At 42.5% G+C, this 15,100-nt stretch carries 22 protein-coding genes and 1 rRNA gene; 21 read left to right on the forward strand and 2 right to left on the reverse strand.

Annotated elements, in window-relative coordinates:
* The first annotated feature begins 25 nt into the window (after positions 1 to 25).
* The 17 genes from rplO to salA all read left to right on the forward strand — a co-directional run bounded on the left by rplO (position 26) and on the right by salA (position 11,207).
* Complete coding sequence (rplO, locus tag AC58QM_RS34440; protein WP_310502666.1) at positions 26 to 466, forward strand: 50S ribosomal protein L15; 441 nt, start codon at positions 26 to 28, stop codon at positions 464 to 466.
* Positions 466 to 1,770: a preprotein translocase subunit SecY gene (gene secY, locus AC58QM_RS34445; RefSeq protein WP_497289191.1), complete on the forward strand. Its 1,305-nt coding sequence runs from the start codon at positions 466 to 468 to the stop codon at positions 1,768 to 1,770. Before rplO ends, secY begins: the two co-directional genes overlap by 1 nt.
* A gap of 86 nt (positions 1,771 to 1,856) precedes the next feature.
* The gene (locus AC58QM_RS34450; protein WP_497289192.1) at positions 1,857 to 2,507 is read left to right on the forward strand and encodes an adenylate kinase; all 651 of its coding nucleotides are present in this window, start codon (positions 1,857 to 1,859) and stop codon (positions 2,505 to 2,507) included.
* On the forward strand, positions 2,507 to 3,259 hold the full coding sequence (gene map, locus AC58QM_RS34455) for a type I methionyl aminopeptidase (RefSeq protein WP_497289193.1): 753 nt from the start codon (positions 2,507 to 2,509) through the stop codon (positions 3,257 to 3,259). Before AC58QM_RS34450 ends, map begins: the two co-directional genes overlap by 1 nt.
* Positions 3,260 to 3,268: 9 nt before the next feature.
* Complete coding sequence (locus tag AC58QM_RS34460; RefSeq protein WP_497289194.1) at positions 3,269 to 3,574, forward strand: hypothetical protein; 306 nt, start codon at positions 3,269 to 3,271, stop codon at positions 3,572 to 3,574.
* Between the two features lie 2 nt (positions 3,575 to 3,576).
* Complete coding sequence (gene infA / locus AC58QM_RS34465) at positions 3,577 to 3,795, forward strand: translation initiation factor IF-1 (protein WP_009676800.1); 219 nt, start codon at positions 3,577 to 3,579, stop codon at positions 3,793 to 3,795.
* Positions 3,796 to 3,898: 103 nt separating this feature from the next.
* The gene (rpmJ, locus tag AC58QM_RS34470) at positions 3,899 to 4,012 is read left to right on the forward strand and encodes a 50S ribosomal protein L36 (protein WP_171632730.1); all 114 of its coding nucleotides are present in this window, start codon (positions 3,899 to 3,901) and stop codon (positions 4,010 to 4,012) included.
* 19 nt (positions 4,013 to 4,031) lie between these two features.
* Positions 4,032 to 4,400: a 30S ribosomal protein S13 gene (gene rpsM, locus AC58QM_RS34475; RefSeq protein WP_028557471.1), complete on the forward strand. Its 369-nt coding sequence runs from the start codon at positions 4,032 to 4,034 to the stop codon at positions 4,398 to 4,400.
* An 18-nt stretch (positions 4,401 to 4,418) separates the two neighbouring features.
* Positions 4,419 to 4,814, forward strand: a complete 396-nt coding sequence (gene rpsK / locus AC58QM_RS34480; protein WP_028557470.1) for a 30S ribosomal protein S11 — start codon at positions 4,419 to 4,421, stop codon at positions 4,812 to 4,814.
* A 125-nt stretch (positions 4,815 to 4,939) separates the two neighbouring features.
* Positions 4,940 to 5,884 (forward strand): DNA-directed RNA polymerase subunit alpha, encoded by a 945-nt coding sequence (locus AC58QM_RS34485; protein ID WP_056618255.1) that lies wholly within the window; start codon positions 4,940 to 4,942, stop codon positions 5,882 to 5,884.
* Between the two features lie 24 nt (positions 5,885 to 5,908).
* Positions 5,909 to 6,274, forward strand: a complete 366-nt coding sequence (gene rplQ, locus AC58QM_RS34490) for a 50S ribosomal protein L17 (RefSeq protein ID WP_057304263.1) — start codon at positions 5,909 to 5,911, stop codon at positions 6,272 to 6,274.
* Positions 6,275 to 6,414: 140 nt separating this feature from the next.
* Positions 6,415 to 7,176, forward strand: coding sequence for a tRNA pseudouridine(38-40) synthase TruA (gene truA, locus AC58QM_RS34495; RefSeq protein WP_497289195.1), 762 nt, complete (start codon positions 6,415 to 6,417; stop codon positions 7,174 to 7,176).
* Between the two features lie 176 nt (positions 7,177 to 7,352).
* Positions 7,353 to 7,790, forward strand: coding sequence for a 50S ribosomal protein L13 (rplM, locus tag AC58QM_RS34500; RefSeq protein ID WP_497289196.1), 438 nt, complete (start codon positions 7,353 to 7,355; stop codon positions 7,788 to 7,790).
* A gap of 18 nt (positions 7,791 to 7,808) precedes the next feature.
* Positions 7,809 to 8,201, forward strand: coding sequence for a 30S ribosomal protein S9 (gene rpsI / locus AC58QM_RS34505; protein WP_028557465.1), 393 nt, complete (start codon positions 7,809 to 7,811; stop codon positions 8,199 to 8,201).
* Between the two features lie 216 nt (positions 8,202 to 8,417).
* Positions 8,418 to 9,110: a phosphoadenylyl-sulfate reductase gene (locus AC58QM_RS34510; RefSeq protein WP_497289197.1), complete on the forward strand. Its 693-nt coding sequence runs from the start codon at positions 8,418 to 8,420 to the stop codon at positions 9,108 to 9,110.
* Between the two features lie 189 nt (positions 9,111 to 9,299).
* Positions 9,300 to 10,061, forward strand: coding sequence for an N-acetylmuramoyl-L-alanine amidase CwlD (cwlD, locus tag AC58QM_RS34515; protein WP_497289198.1), 762 nt, complete (start codon positions 9,300 to 9,302; stop codon positions 10,059 to 10,061).
* Between the two features lie 54 nt (positions 10,062 to 10,115).
* Positions 10,116 to 11,207: an iron-sulfur carrier protein/transcriptional regulator SalA gene (salA, locus tag AC58QM_RS34520; protein WP_497289199.1), complete on the forward strand. Its 1,092-nt coding sequence runs from the start codon at positions 10,116 to 10,118 to the stop codon at positions 11,205 to 11,207.
* A gap of 51 nt (positions 11,208 to 11,258) precedes the next feature.
* Here salA and gerD read toward each other — a convergent pair whose 3' ends face one another.
* Entirely contained in the window at positions 11,259 to 12,041 is a 783-nt protein-coding gene (gerD, locus tag AC58QM_RS34525; RefSeq protein WP_497289200.1) for a spore germination lipoprotein GerD, read from the reverse strand.
* 139 nt (positions 12,042 to 12,180) lie between these two features.
* Here gerD and AC58QM_RS34530 point away from each other — a divergent pair, with 139 nt between their 5' ends.
* Positions 12,181 to 12,777 (forward strand): KinB-signaling pathway activation protein, encoded by a 597-nt coding sequence (locus AC58QM_RS34530; RefSeq protein ID WP_497289201.1) that lies wholly within the window; start codon positions 12,181 to 12,183, stop codon positions 12,775 to 12,777.
* Between the two features lie 37 nt (positions 12,778 to 12,814).
* Here the strand turns inward: AC58QM_RS34530 and pdaB are convergent, their stop codons facing one another.
* Complete coding sequence (pdaB, locus tag AC58QM_RS34535) at positions 12,815 to 13,597, reverse strand: polysaccharide deacetylase family sporulation protein PdaB (RefSeq protein WP_497289202.1); 783 nt, start codon at positions 13,595 to 13,597, stop codon at positions 12,815 to 12,817.
* A 114-nt stretch (positions 13,598 to 13,711) separates the two neighbouring features.
* Here pdaB and AC58QM_RS34540 point away from each other — a divergent pair, with 114 nt between their 5' ends.
* The 3 genes from AC58QM_RS34540 to AC58QM_RS34550 form a co-directional block, all read left to right on the forward strand.
* Positions 13,712 to 14,323: a stage II sporulation protein M gene (locus tag AC58QM_RS34540; protein ID WP_497289203.1), complete on the forward strand. Its 612-nt coding sequence runs from the start codon at positions 13,712 to 13,714 to the stop codon at positions 14,321 to 14,323.
* Positions 14,324 to 14,474: 151 nt separating this feature from the next.
* A complete protein-coding gene (locus tag AC58QM_RS34545) occupies positions 14,475 to 14,705 on the forward strand; it encodes a hypothetical protein (RefSeq protein ID WP_056618222.1) in 231 nt (76 codons plus the stop codon).
* A gap of 297 nt (positions 14,706 to 15,002) precedes the next feature.
* Positions 15,003 to 15,100: ribosomal RNA gene (locus AC58QM_RS34550) — 16S ribosomal RNA — on the forward strand; the annotation flags it as partial.

Consider the following 15,100-nt stretch of genomic DNA (forward strand, 5'->3'; position numbering starts at 1 on the left):
TAAGATCTAGAGGAGGTGTGCAACGATGAAGTTACATGAGCTAAGTTCTGCTACTGGCGCTCGTAAATCACCTAAGCGTGTTGGACGTGGAACAAGTAGTGGTATGGGTAAAACATCATCTCGCGGACATAAAGGTCAAAACGCACGTTCCGGTGGAGGCGTTCGTCCTGGATTTGAGGGTGGACAAAACCCATTGTACCGTCGTTTACCTAAACGTGGATTTACGAACCGTTTCCGTACGGAGTACGCGATCGTTAATCTTGAAGATTTGAACAATTTCGCAGCTGGTACTGAGGTTACTCCAGAAGTATTGATGGAGACTGGTATTGTTAAAGCTCCTAAAGACGGTATTAAGATTTTAGGAAACGGTGAAATCACAGTAAAATTAACCGTTAAAGCGAATAAGTTCTCTCAATCAGCGATTGAGAAAATCCAAGCTGCCGGCGGTCAAACCGAGGTGATTTAATGTTCAATACCATAGCCAACATCTTCAAAGTAGAAGATTTACGCAGAAGGATTCTCTTCACGCTTATCTTGCTAATCGTCTACCGTTTGGGAGCGTTTATTCCGGTTCCAAACATTAATACAGATGTTCTGAAACTTCAAGATCAAGCGAATCAGAGCGATGTCTTTGGTTTGCTTAACACGTTCTCCGGCGGTGCGCTCTTCCAATTCTCCATCTTCGCGATGGGAATTATGCCTTATATCACGGCTTCGATCATTGTTCAGCTTTTGTCCATGGATGTCATCCCGCGCTTCGCGCAATGGGCGAAAGAAGGAGATGTCGGAAGAAAGAAAATGACGCAGGTGACTCGTTACGGTACGATTGTTCTAGGGTTGATTCAAGCTTTCGGTTTATCAATTGGCTTTAACCGCCTTTACAGTGGTTTAGTCATTGATGCCGGGTTTACGACTTTCGCTTTAATCGCTATCGTATTGACCGCTGGTACAGCTTTCTTGATGTGGCTAGGTGAGCAAATCACGGAGTACGGAATTGGTAACGGTATTTCCATTATCATCTTCGCTGGGATCGTCTCTGCGATTCCAACGAGCATTCAACAAATCTACAAATCACTCTTTACAACCGATGCAGCGCTTTTCCTGAACATTGTGAAACTAATCATTATTGCTGCAGTTGTTATCCTGATTATTGCTGGCGTTATATTCGTACAACAAGGTGTTCGTAAGATACCTGTACAATATGCTAAGCGTGTAGTTGGCCGTAAAATGTATGGTGGGCAAACAACACACATTCCACTTAAAGTGAATGCTGCTGGTGTTATCCCTGTAATCTTCGCATTGTCACTTTTGATGTTTCCTCCAACCATTGCAAGTTACTGGAGAGGAAATGTAGTTGCAGAATGGATTATTAACAACTTGAGTATTAACCAAACTGCACCATTAGCGATTGTACTTTATGTACTGCTGATTATTGGTTTCACCTACTTCTACACCTTCGTACAAATTAATCCAGTTCAAATGGCTGATCAGATGAAGAAGAATGGCGGTTACATACCAGGTATCAGACCAGGTAAAACAACTTCGACTTATCTGACACGTGTAATGACTAGAATTACTCTTTCTGGAGCTCTGTTTCTCTCAGCAATTTCTATTCTTCCAATGCTATTTGGAGGACTTGCTGGATTGCCTAGTTCGGTTCAAATAGGTGGTACATCTTTACTTATCGTAGTAGGCGTTGGTCTTGAGACAATGAAGCAAATCGAGAGCCAATTGATTAAGCGTCATTACAAAGGGTTCATCAATAAATAGCTAATAGGTTCTGATGGGGCAAGTTCTGCGACATCGGCACCTATTGTGCTGTTCGTAATGCCGAGTGCGATGGGGAGGTTTTAATTGTGAACGTAATATTTATGGGGCCTCCTGGTGCAGGCAAAGGTACGCAAGCAGAAAAAATCGTTTCTGAGTTTCAAATTCCACATATTTCGACAGGCGACGCGTTCCGCGCAGCTATGAGCCAAGGTACTCCAATGGGTATTGAAGCTAAAGGATATGTTGATAAGGGACTTCTGGTTCCTGATGAAATTACGAACGGTATTGTGAAAGAGCGTCTTGCTCAGCCGGACTGCGATAAAGGATTTTTGCTTGATGGGTTTCCGCGTACGGTAGCTCAAGCAGATGCATTGTCCGAAATCGTAGATTCACTTGGCAAGAAGATTGAGATTGTTATCAATCTAGCTGTTGATCGCAGTTATCTGTTAGCACGACTAACTGGCCGAAGAATTTGTAAATCCTGTGGTTCTACGTATCATGTCATCTTCAACCCACCTCAGCAAGAAGGCGTATGCGATAAATGTTCCGGTGAGTTGTACCAACGATCTGATGATACGGAAGAGAAAGTCGGAACACGTTTGGATGAATATATCAACAAAACGGCTCCACTTCTGGATTACTACCAAAAGAGGGAATTATTGCGTGAGGTTAACGGGGAACAAGACATTCATGCGGTAACTGAACAAATTAGCTCACTGCTACGAGGTCTAGCGTAATGATCATTTGTAAGTCCGAGGTTGAACTAGACCTAATGCGAGAAGCTGGTCGTATCGTAGCCGAAACGCACCGCTTATTGGCAAGGGCGATTCGTCCGAACATTACAACGAAAGAACTTGATCAGATCGCAGAGGAATTCATTCGCAGTCAGGGAGCAATTCCATCTTTCAAAGGTTACAATGGTTTTCCTGGAAGCATATGTGCTTCAGTCAACGAAGAATTAGTTCATGGTATTCCTGGTCCAAGAAAGCTCGTAGAGGGCGACATTATCAGTATTGATATTGGTGCTCAATATAAAGGTTATCATGGAGATTCTGCTTGGACATATCCTGTCGGTGAAATTTCTGAAACTGCTCAGCGTTTGCTGAAAGTAACAGAAGAATCACTCTATCGAGGCATTGCAGAAGCTAAACCGGATGCTAGACTCTACACGTTGTCGCATGCAATCCAAACTTGTATTGAAGACGCAGGCTTCTCCGTGGTTATAGAGTATGTCGGTCATGGTATTGGAACGGATCTTCACGAAGAACCTCAAATTCCGAACTATGGTATTCCTGACAAAGGTCCCAGGCTCAAACCAGGCATGGTCCTAGCCATTGAACCCATGGTGGTTGTTGGCGAAAGATTTGTCCAAACACTCGAAGACGATTGGACTGTCGTCACTACGGATCGTACCCTATGCGCTCATTTCGAACATACGGTTGCTATAACAGCAGCTGGTTATGAAATATTAACTTTGCCTAGATCGTAGGTGAATTGAGTGGATAGTAAGATTCCGCAAGTGGGTCAAATCGTAAAGGTGCTTCGCGGTAGAGATCCAGGAGAATATGCGGTCGTGGTCGGTCTTGTAGATGATCGCTTTGTCTGGCTTGCCGACGGCGTCAATCGCAAATTCGATCAACCGAAGAAGAAGAACCTGAACCATCTTCATTTACAAGAAACGATTAGCAGTGAAGTGGAGTCAAGCATTAGGGAAACAGGTCGTGTTACTAATGGGAAATTGCGCTTTGCAATCGCCAAATTCGTTGAGCTTATGCAAGTTGAAGCACAAGAGAAAGGAGAATGACTGTGGCCAAAGAAGATGTAATTGAAGTAGAAGGTACAGTGATTGAACCTCTTCCGAATGCAATGTTTAAAGTTGAATTGGAAAATGGTCATAAAATCCTAGCCCATGTTTCAGGAAAGATCAGAATGCATTTTATCCGCATTTTGCCTGGAGATAAGGTTACCGTAGAATTATCGCCTTATGATTTGACGAGAGGCCGTATAACCTACCGTTTCAAATAAATGTTCGGCTTAGAAGTAATACTCTCTCAAGACGTATGCTTACGAAGCAAGTTTTCTAACGAAAACGCAACATGGTTGCTTACGATGAAAAGGAGGGCTTAAAATGAAAGTAAGACCGTCAGTAAAACCGATTTGTGAGAAATGTAAAGTTATTCGCCGTAAAGGCAAAGTAATGGTAATTTGTGAAACACCTAAGCACAAACAAAAACAAGGTTAAAAGGAGGTGCATTCTGTAGATGGCACGTTTAGCTGGAGTTGACTTACCTCGTGACAAACGAGTTGTAATCGCGTTGACTTACATTTTCGGTATCGGCACTACAACTGCTCAGAAAATCATTGCTTCCACAGGTATCGATGCGAGTACTCGCGTTCGTGACTTGACTGAAGATGAAGTGAGCAAAATCCGTGATGTAATTGACAAAACCCTTAAAGTAGAAGGCGATCTTCGCCGTGAAATTTCCCTTAACATCAAACGTCTAATCGAAATCGGATCCTACCGTGGTCTTCGTCACCGCCGTGGTCTTCCTGTTCGTGGTCAACGTACTAAAACTAATGCTCGTACACGTAAAGGTCCTCGTCGTACAGTAGCTAATAAGAAGAAATAATAAAGGGGGTTAGAGCTAATGGCAAAACCTAAAAAAGTCGTCCGTACGAAACGTCGTGACCGGAAGAATATTGAGAGCGGTGTAGCACACATCCGTTCAACATTTAACAACACGATCGTAACGATCACGGATCCGCATGGTAACGCAATTTCTTGGGCAAGTTCAGGAAACCTTGGATTCAAAGGTTCCCGTAAAAGCACTCCTTTCGCAGCACAAATGGCAGCTGAAAAAGCAGCTAAAGCAGCAATGGAGCACGGCTTGAAAACTGTTGAAGTTATGGTTAAAGGTCCAGGCGCTGGCCGCGAAGCAGCAATCCGCTCTTTGCAAGCAGCAGGTCTTGAAGTAAACCTGATTAAAGACGTGACGCCGGTTCCTCATAATGGCTGCCGTCCTCCAAAACGTCGTCGCGTATAATTCAGGATCACTTTGTAGTATAATTATTCCAAAATCGTGAATAATGGTTTGAAGGATAGGCATACTATGAAATTTTCAACGAAGTATCCAGAGGGAACCGACGTATTGAATGGAGGGTACATTTCATGATCGAAATCGAAAAGCCAAAAATAGAAACTGTAGCATTAAGTGAAGATGGCGCTTATGGTAGATTTATCATTGAGCCTTTGGAGCGTGGCTACGGTACAACCTTAGGAAACTCACTACGTCGTATCTTACTGTCCTCCTTACCGGGGGCAGCAGTAACCTCTGTCCAAATCGATGGCGTTTTGCACGAATTTTCAACGATTCCTGGCGTGCTTGAGGATGTTACGGAAATTATCCTTAATCTCAAAGGTTTATCGTTGAAGATTCACTCCGATGAGGAGAAAGTGCTAGAAATTGATGCAGAAGGAGAAGGTAACATTACTGCGGCTGATATCCGTGGTGATAGTGATGTTGAAATCCTTAACCCGGATCTACACATTGCTACCTTGTCTCCAGATGCACGTCTTCACATGAGGATTCATGCGGGCAGAGGGCGCGGTTACGTCCAATCAGACAAAAATAAGCATGAAGAGCAACCAATTGGTGTAATTCCAATTGATTCGATCTACACGCCTATTACTCGGGTAAACTACGCAATTGAGAATACTCGCGTCGGCCAAGTGACTAACTATGATAAGTTGACCCTCGAAGTGTGGACCGATGGAAGTATTCGTCCAGAAGAAGCAGTAAGCTTGGGCGCTAAAATCTTAACTGAACATTTGCTCTTATTCGTCGGTTTGACGGATGAAGCAAAAGACGCTGAGATCATGGTTGAAAAAGAAGAAGATAAGAAAGAAAAAGTTCTTGAGATGACGATCGAAGAACTAGATCTTTCCGTTCGTTCTTACAACTGTCTCAAACGTGCAGGGATTAATACCGTACAAGAGCTGATTACCAAAACAGAAGAAGACATGATGAAAGTTCGGAACTTAGGTCGCAAATCCCTTGAAGAAGTTCAAGAGAAGCTCGAAGAGCTGGGTCTGGGTCTACGTACCGAGGAATAATCTTGTCAGAAGGAGGTTAACTCAATGAACTACAGAAAATTGAACCGCGATTCCAGTAATCGTAAAGCATTATTTCGTGATCTGGTAACGGATCTGTTCATACATGAGCGCATTCAAACAACAGAAGCAAAAGCAAAAGAAATTCGTTCAATCGCTGAGAAGTTAATTACTCTTGCGAAACGCGGAGATCTTCACGCACGCCGTCAGGTTGCTGCTTTTGTTCGTAGAGAAGCTGCTAACGAAAATCAAGATGCGATTCAAAAACTATTCTCTGATTTGGCTACTCGCTACTCCGAGCGTCCAGGCGGATACACTCGTATCCTTAAACTGGGACCACGCCGCGGTGACGCAGCACCAATGGTTTACCTAGAGCTAGTAGATCGCGCATAGAAGACGGATGGGAAAGGGTGGACGGAATCACTAGATTCTGGTGAAGCCCTTTTTTTGCAGTCTTGGATCGCATTCTAGTGGATAGAGTTGCGGAAGCAATTTGAACTAGGTAGAAAGGATGTCTCATGGAGGAACAAGCCTTGAGAAATCTACGTTTTACCATAAGTTACGATGGCACATCTTATTCTGGCTTCCAGATACAGCCGAGATCAGACACGGTTCAATATCGGTTAGAACAGGCTGTCTTCTTGTTGACAGGTGAGACGGTGAAAGTCATTTCATCAGGGCGTACAGACGCCGGTGTTCATGCGAAAGCGCAAGTTATTAATTTTACAACAAGTTCTAAGATTCCAGTGGAACGATGGTGCTTAGCTCTAAATGCTAGACTACCCAGGGACATCGTCGCACATACGGCGGAAGAAGTCCTCCCTACTTTTCACTCTCGCAAAGCCGCGAAACGTAAAACCTATTGTTATACGATTCGTTCGGCGCGCTTCCCTGATGTCTTTCACCGCAACTTCGAGTATCATCACCCCACACATCTAAATGTGGAAGCCATGAGAGAGGCGCTCCCTTGCCTGCTAGGTGAGCATGATTTTACTTCGTTTTGCACAGTGAGAACGGATAAGGAAATCAAAGTGAGAACCTTATATGAGGTTCGTATGGTGACGGAATCTGACGAGTTGGTGGCGACTGGTAAAGTAGATCGTATTCGGTTGATTATAACAGGCAACGGTTTTCTTTATAACATGGTGAGGATCATCGTAGGGACGTTGATTCAGATTGGTGAGGGTAAGAGACCATCTAGCGACATGCAACGTGTTCTCGAGGCCAGAGATCGCTCTCAGGCGGGTCCTACTGCCGAAGCTATGGGTTTGACTCTGTGGAAAGTTGACTATTAAAAAGTTAACATCAGCACTTGATTCTTAAGACGATATCGTGTAAAATATAACTTGGCGTTTCGTGATCGGCTACCCCACAGCCCCTGATCACAGATGACCATAACTATCCATCGCTTATGTTAAACTAACACAACTATAACTTATGTATTTCAGATATATTTTTAGGAGGATTAAGCATGCGCACCACATATATGGCTAAGCCAAATGAAGTTGAGCGTAAATGGTACATTGTTGACGCTGCAGGCCAAACACTTGGCCGTCTTGCAAGTGAAGTTGCTAGCATTATCCGCGGTAAGCACAAACCGGAGTTCACTCCACACGTAGATACTGGTGATTTCGTAGTAGTTATCAATGCTTCCCAAATTAAGCTTACAGGTAAGAAAATGCAAAACAAAATGTACTACCGTCACTCAATGTACCAAGGTGGTTTGAAAGTGACTTCCGCTCAGGACCTACTTAACACTAAGCCTGATCGTATGATCGAATTCGCAGTTCATGGTATGCTTCCTAAGAACCGTCTAGGCGACAGCTTGAAAACTAAGCTTAAAGTCTACGGTGGCGCAGAGCATCCACACCAAGCACAACTACCAGAAGTCTGGAATCTTCGCGGTTAATATAAGGAGGAACGTTTCGTGGCACAAGTTCAATATTATGGAACGGGTCGTCGTAAACATTCGGTAGCGCGTGTTCGCTTAATACCGGGTGAAGGACGCATCATCATCAATAAACGTGATCTAGATGAGTATTTCGGTCTAGAAACATTGAAGCTAATCGTTAAACAACCACTTGCTCTAACTGAAACAATCGGTCAATACGATGTTCTAGTTCTTGCAAATGGCGGCGGAATCAGCGGACAAGCTGGCGCAATTCGTCACGGGATCTCCCGTGCATTGTTGAAAGCTGATCCGGAATACCGTGGATCCTTGAAAAAAGCTGGATTCTTGACACGTGATTCCCGTATGAAAGAGCGTAAAAAATACGGATTGAAAGCAGCACGTCGTGCTCCTCAATTCTCCAAACGTTAAGATCCTGTGCCATTGGCACGCAAGAAAAACCTTTTCGGCTTATGCTGGGAAAGGTTTTTCTTTTTTTATACCTCCAGATATCCCGATTCTGTCCTCAAATCTTAAAGTTAATACCAAAATGGAAATAAGTCATTGACTCCTTGTAGAAGTCGGATATAATTAAATATAAATCATACAATAGCAGTCGGGATTATCGACTATTGGAGGAATCGTACAATGAATCTATTTGAAAAAGAAGCATTTGTAACGAAAGCAGCGGAAGAATTCGAAAATCAGTCGCCTGAAGCCCTGTTGAAACTTGCAGTAGATACATTCGGAAGTTTGACCTTAGCATGTAGTTTTGGAGCCGAAGACGTTGTGCTTGTCGATATGTTACAAAAAATTAACCCTAACGTTGATATTTTTTATTTAGATACAAATGTGCACTTCGACGAGACGTATGAAACGAAAGAACGTCTTGAAAAGCATTATGGCACGAAGTTTGTTCAGGTTTTACCTAAACTTACGCTTGAAGAGCAAGCGGCGGAACATGGTGACGAACTATGGAAGAGCGATGCGAACAAATGCTGCAATATTCGTAAAGTTGATCCGCTAACGGATATTCTTAGAAACTACGATGCTTGGATTACGGGAATTCGCCGCGATCAAGCACCTACGCGTGCTAACGCTAAGAAAGTAGAGTACGATGTGAAATTCGGCTTGATCAAATTCAATCCTCTAGCTAACTGGACATCAGAGGATGTTTGGCAATATATTCGTGATAATGATGTGATCTATAACCCACTTCACGATCGCAACTACCCAAGTATTGGGTGCACACACTGCACTCGCCAAGTAGCCGATGGTGAAGATCCACGTGCTGGTCGCTGGGCAAGTAGTGAGAAAACAGAATGTGGTCTTCATAAGTAGGTGATGAGTATAATTGGCTTTTATGTGCTATGCAGGGCCTCATGAGGCGATTCTACCGCGATATGTACGTAGAAACTAATTACTCGCACATTATCTTTAAGTGCACCGTGTAGGTACGTCTGGTATATTTGTCCACCCTGTCCCATATAGATGTTACAGAGTCTATAGGGGAACAGAGGTGGATTTTTTATGCGCAAAAGGAAGAAAAGGTTAGTGGTCTGGCTGACCTTTCACAGTAGTATGAAACTATTGCTTTCAGCCATGTTGGTTGCATTGGTTGTCTTTATTTATGCGTACGAGCTCCCTGCAACGAAAACATGGTCGGATTGGACGCTCCCTTTATCGGGCAAGACAATTGCGCTAGACGCCGGTCATGGGGGGCCTGACGGCGGGGCGGAGAGCAAGGATGGTATCATTGAAAAGGATATCAACTTGGCCATTACGCTGCGCCTGCGTGATTATTTGCAACAAGCTGGAGCTGTCGTTGTTTTGACGAGAGAAACGGATACAGACCTCGCTGAGTCGGGCACGAAAGGCTACAGCAAACGTAAGACGCAAGATCTGCATAATCGTGCAGACTTAATCCAAAACAATAATGTTGATATGTTTTTGAGCATTCATTTAAACAGTATACCTTCTGAAAAGTGGAGAGGCGCACAAACGTTCTATTATTTAAATAATCCAGACAATCCAAACTTAGCAGCATTAATTCAAGCTGAGCTTAGGCGCAATCTAGAGAATACCGATCGTGTTGCCAAGTTAGCTGATAAGACCGTGTATCTGTTGAAAACATTGAAAGTTCCGAGCGCACTCGTAGAGGTTGGCTTCCTTTCTAACCCTGAAGAGGCCAAACTACTAGCAGATGACAATTATCAGAAGATGTTGGCTGCATCTGTGTATCAAGGGATTTTGAGATATTTTGCGGGGGAAAAAGTGGGTTCTGCCTCATAATGTGTTATAATTAAAGCCGCGAAGACAATGTCCCAATAAAGGTGTGATGTGGCTATGGTACATAAAGATCAAATCCTAGAAGCGTTGAATACGCTAATAGAACCTCAGTTCAAAAAGAGTGTAGTAGAATTAAATTTGATTCGTGATGTAATGGTGAAGGAAGATGCGGTATCTTTAAGTCTAATCGTCGTTACAGAGGATGAAGGATTTAAGGAGCAAGCCAAAGCATTCATTCAGCAATCGTTAGCTAATATAGGAATACCTCAAGTCCATATCAGGTTTAGATTAATGACGGACCATGAGCGAAGTCGTTTGGAAGGGACTGAACAACAGTCGGATCAAGCAACACCGCCGAAGCCAGTTCAACCTCCTATCCAGCAACCGATTCTTGGACAATCCTCTACGGTTGAGTTTATTGCAGTTGCGAGTGGTAAAGGTGGCGTCGGGAAATCAACGGTCACGGTAAATCTAGCAGTTGCCTTAGCTCGTAAAGGTAAAAAGGTAGGGATTATCGACGCTGATATCTATGGCTTTAGTATTCCGGATATGATGGGGATTGAAGAGCAACCGCAACTCGTCGAGAATGTGATTATTCCTGTTGAGAAATTTGGTGTAAAAGTGATATCGATGGGGTTCTTTGTTCAGGATAATGCACCTGTTGTATGGCGTGGACCAATGCTTGGTAAAATGCTGCGCAATTTCTTCAATGAAGTTAACTGGGGGGATGTGGAATACATCCTGCTAGATCTTCCTCCGGGTACTGGGGATGTTGCGTTAGATGTACATCAGCTAATCCCACAAAGTAAAGAGGTCATTGTTACGACACCGCACGCAACAGCTGCATTTGTAGCTGCTAGAGCAGGCGCAATGGCTATTCAAACGAATCATGAAATTCTAGGTATCGTTGAAAACATGTCCTACTATGAAGGTAAAGATGGCAGCATTGATTATATTTTTGGTAAAGGTGGAGGAGCTAAGCTTGCAGAAGATTTACACAGTGAGCTGTTAGCGCAAATCCCATTAGGAGCACCGGATAACCATATATCCGAAATTGATTACTCGCCATCTGTGTATAAAGCAGAATCCAAAGCTGGAGAAATCTATTTGGAAATCGCAGATAGAATCATTACAAAACTAGAAAAATAGTAAAAAGGAAGAGGAAGCAGAGGGAATCTGCAACCTCTTCCTTTTTTTAGTTTAAGAACCAGAATCGGATCCGCCATCTTTCTTCTCTTCACCTTGCTTTTCGGAGTCTCCTGAGGAGTCATCCTTCTTCTTTTCCTCTCCTCCTTCTTCCTTTTTATCCCCTTCTTCTTTGGATTTATCTTCACTTTTCTCTGTGCTTTTCGCAGAAGGCATCTGATCAGGTTTGCTTTGTTGAGCAATCGCAGACTTGAGTAATTCAACCAATTGTGCACGGAAGAGTGGACTCTGAATAGATTCCTCCATGACAGTCATCATTTGTTGACGGTACGGCGCGGTTTTCATAACATCAAGAACCATCTTTTCATAGTCGGGATTTTTCATGACATCGATTAATGATTTCTGGTAAGTAGGATCCTTCAGTAATTCCTTGAACATTTGTTTCGTTTCCTTTTGAATGGCCATAGCGAAGTCACCTGCGAACTTAGGATCCTTCATCATGTCAGTCAAAAACATATTATTTTCCTTTGCTGTCAGTACATCCTTAACAGCCATTTGGAGCTGGAGGGATTCATTAGCAGAGAGCAGTTTAATTTGGGATTGACCTGCAATGCTATTCGTCCCAACATCGCCATTCATTATACTTCGATTAGCGGCGCTGATGGCTTTTTTACCGTCGTCTGATTTAAGAATATCTAGGATCATTGTCTTCTGTTCTTTGTACGTATTAGCCTGGGATTGTCCTTGTGAAGAATTATCGGTGCCACATGAAGCCAGGAGAAAAGCCATTGATATGACCGGTAGGACCTGAAGCTTTCTAAGTCTTGTCTTTAACATAACTACATGCTCCCTTCCCTTAACTTTAATGGTCTTAGTATGTGTGGTTAGGGTCAGAATATAAGGGGACATTATTGGCTTTTTATCGTAAAGGTTGGTACAATTAACAATTAGAGTTGATTTGTGGAGGTAATTAAACGTGACGTTACGTAAATGGTTTCACTTATTTTGGACAACACTACTATTAGGTGTGGTTGTATCCACTGTGATTGGACTTATTCTTCAATTTTCAGACAAAGAATTTTCTGTCATGGGGTTATCAGCCGTTGGATTTAACCTGGTCAATATGATTCTTGGTGGGGCTACTATAAGCGTGTTAAGTCAAATGGGCTTCTTCGCTTATTTAATCGTTAGGTTCATTGCTGTTGGCATTATACGTTCCAAAACAGTTTGGGATCTTATACAGCTTACCATTGTCATCGTAGTACTATTCGACCTCGTGTACTTGAGAAAGACGAATTTCAATAGCTCGGAATCATTACTTGGATACTTCATTCTGCCTGTATGCGTACTAGCGATTTCTTTAGCAGTTAGCTACTGGAAGGTCAAAATGACAAATAAGAATGCATTCATTCCTACTTTATTTTTTATGACTGCAGTAACTATTCTTGAGGCAGTACCCGCATTGAAATTGGATAACGCAGCATCAAGTCTATTTATGTTGGCGCCTTTAATTGTTTGTAATGCATGGCAAATTCTGACGCTACATAAGATATTGGATAACAAAAAGAGCTAATTTAATTAGCTCTTTTTTTCTAATCTATTCACATATTTCAATGGATTTGTTTCATGGCTTGATCTTCAACAGGTGTTGTGTCGACCTGAGTTTGCTTAATAAGTTCGCTAACGCTTACGAATTGATAGCCTTTTGCTCGAAGCTGCTGGATGATTACGGGTAAAGCCTCATGTGTTTGTTGAGAGGAGTCGCTAGCATGTAGTAGGACAATATCTCCAGGGTGCGCCTTGCTGACAACTCGGTTCACGATGGTATCCACACCTTTATTCAGCCAATCCTGTGAGTCAGTATCCCATTGAATGACGGAGTAGCCAAGATCATCAGCGATTCGTAGTACACGTTTGTCAAAATCACCATTAGGTAGACGAATGAGATTCGGTTCTTTTCCGACTAATTCAGTTAAAATACCATGGGCTGTCGAGATCTCGTTTCGGATTTCCTCGTCACTGAGTGAACTGTAGTTGTCGAATTTATTCCCGTGGCTGCCAATTTCAAAGCCATAGCTCTTGATGTGAGAAACAATGTTGGGATGACTCTTGCTCCAAGGGGAAGATAAGAAGAAAGTTGCATCTTTGACGCCATTGTCTTTTAGTATTTTCAAGATGGGTTCAGCGCGAGTGTCACCCCAAGAGATATCAAAAGTAAGGGCAATAACTTTCTTCTCGGTTTGGACACTGTAAATGGCTGAAGGCTCAGAGTTCATAAAGACAGATACATTACTCTGTTCGGAATAGATAATGGCCGCGGAGAAGATAATGGCAAGAGCAATGAACAAGTATTGTTTGAATTTGCGTGCGTTGATTACAAAAAAGTAGTTCATGAATAGCTTGTACCTCCTTTATGTTAAGCAATTAGAGAGCTTGTATATCCTTTAGTAAATAATGTATGCTCGTACACATGGTACTTATGCTTCCGAAATTGGAGGAATTAGAGAATGGATTTTCAGGTATTACTAAGACATTTCAAAGAAATGAAGCATTACTTTATTGTAGTTGTGCTTGTGTTTGGTTTTAGTTTCTATATGGGGTGGGCAAACTCTGAGCAGTTTTCGCATTTCTTGGAAAAGCAGTTAGAGGGACTTCAACCTATGATTAAATCGATAAGCGGCAAAGAAAATCCGCAGGTTTGGCTGTTTATTTTCATCTTTTTAAATAACGCAATTAAATCCGTACTTATTGTTTTTTGTGGATTATTCCTAGGTATACTTCCGCTCTTTATGCTAATTGCAAATGGGATGATTCTAGGTTATGTACTGTCCTTGCAGACGGGGGAAAGTACAATAGCCATAGTCATGAAGGGTATACTGCCGCATGGTTTTATTGAGATTCCAGTTATATTACTTGCCTGTGCATATGGATTGAAGTTAGGAATGCTAGTGTGGAAAATGGGCGTGCAACTGCTTGTACCTGCGGAGAAACGAAGTGCTCGCCTTGAAATGAAGAGAATTCTCCAACTAACCAAACCGCTTAGCATTGGAATTGTCGTCTTGTTGTTTATTGCAGCCATAATTGAAAGTACGATTACCTACTGGTTGGTGCATTTGTAAAATATTTTCAATCTCGTTGTCATAAAACTGGCAAAATCTGAGCATAACAATAAGGCGGAAATGAAGAAGGGCAAGTGAAGCCCTTCCTGATCTGTCTAACAAACTGTTAGTGCCATGAATCTCTACAGTCGAGAGGGGTTTGGATGGATGTATGCTCGGATTTTTGTTCAATGAGAGAGAATGCAGAGAATTAGATTATGTATTGCGTAAAGAACTAGACGAAATGCTATTCGATCTCAATGATAAGAGAATTGATCAAGAGATAAAGGGTGCTATAGAATCTAGATATAAGGTTATCTTTAGGATGTACGCCAGATTAGCGACGCCAAAGGAAATATCGAAGTATGCCAGAAACCGTAATTATCAAGCTCAAAAAAAATAGGGGGTAAGTGCTTGACTTACCCTCTCTATCTATGTTATTTTATAACTCGTCACTTCGAAACGATGCGAGTGAGTCTTATCAACTAAGATGTTCTCAAAAAGTCTCTAGAAAAAAAGACTTGCAATCATCGGTGACACTGTGATATATTTAAAAAGTCGCCGCTAAACGGATGACGAACAAGAATGAAAGAAATTGATCTTTGAAAACTGAACAACGAGTGAGTAAGCACAGTCGAACAATCGACTATAAAAGAGATTGCAAAATCTCGCTAGCTTCAAATGAGTAAGTCATCTTTCTATTATGGAGAGTTTGATCCTGGCTCAGGACGAACGCTGGCGGCGTGCCTAATACATGCAAGTCGAGCGGGTTTAACCTTCGGGTTAAGCTAGCGGCGG

The organism is Paenibacillus sp. J22P165, assembly GCF_059692015.1.

Coding starts and splice junctions, on each gene's coding strand:
- rplO (WP_310502666.1), top strand. CDS start 26: ATGAAGTTACATGAGCTAAGTTCTGCTACTGGCGCTCGTAAATCACCT.
- secY (WP_497289191.1), top strand. CDS start 466: ATGTTCAATACCATAGCCAACATCTTCAAAGTAGAAGATTTACGCAGA.
- map (WP_497289193.1), top strand. CDS start 2,507: ATGATCATTTGTAAGTCCGAGGTTGAACTAGACCTAATGCGAGAAGCT.
- rpmJ (WP_171632730.1), top strand. CDS start 3,899: ATGAAAGTAAGACCGTCAGTAAAACCGATTTGTGAGAAATGTAAAGTT.
- rpsM (WP_028557471.1), top strand. CDS start 4,032: ATGGCACGTTTAGCTGGAGTTGACTTACCTCGTGACAAACGAGTTGTA.
- rpsK (WP_028557470.1), top strand. CDS start 4,419: ATGGCAAAACCTAAAAAAGTCGTCCGTACGAAACGTCGTGACCGGAAG.
- AC58QM_RS34485 (WP_056618255.1), top strand. CDS start 4,940: ATGATCGAAATCGAAAAGCCAAAAATAGAAACTGTAGCATTAAGTGAA.
- rplQ (WP_057304263.1), top strand. CDS start 5,909: ATGAACTACAGAAAATTGAACCGCGATTCCAGTAATCGTAAAGCATTA.
- rplM (WP_497289196.1), top strand. CDS start 7,353: ATGCGCACCACATATATGGCTAAGCCAAATGAAGTTGAGCGTAAATGG.
- AC58QM_RS34510 (WP_497289197.1), top strand. CDS start 8,418: ATGAATCTATTTGAAAAAGAAGCATTTGTAACGAAAGCAGCGGAAGAA.
- cwlD (WP_497289198.1), top strand. CDS start 9,300: ATGCGCAAAAGGAAGAAAAGGTTAGTGGTCTGGCTGACCTTTCACAGT.
- salA (WP_497289199.1), top strand. CDS start 10,116: ATGGTACATAAAGATCAAATCCTAGAAGCGTTGAATACGCTAATAGAA.
- gerD (WP_497289200.1), bottom strand. CDS start 12,041: ATGTTAAAGACAAGACTTAGAAAGCTTCAGGTCCTACCGGTCATATCA.
- pdaB (WP_497289202.1), bottom strand. CDS start 13,597: ATGAACTACTTTTTTGTAATCAACGCACGCAAATTCAAACAATACTTG.
- AC58QM_RS34540 (WP_497289203.1), top strand. CDS start 13,712: ATGGATTTTCAGGTATTACTAAGACATTTCAAAGAAATGAAGCATTAC.
- AC58QM_RS34545 (WP_056618222.1), top strand. CDS start 14,475: ATGCTCGGATTTTTGTTCAATGAGAGAGAATGCAGAGAATTAGATTAT.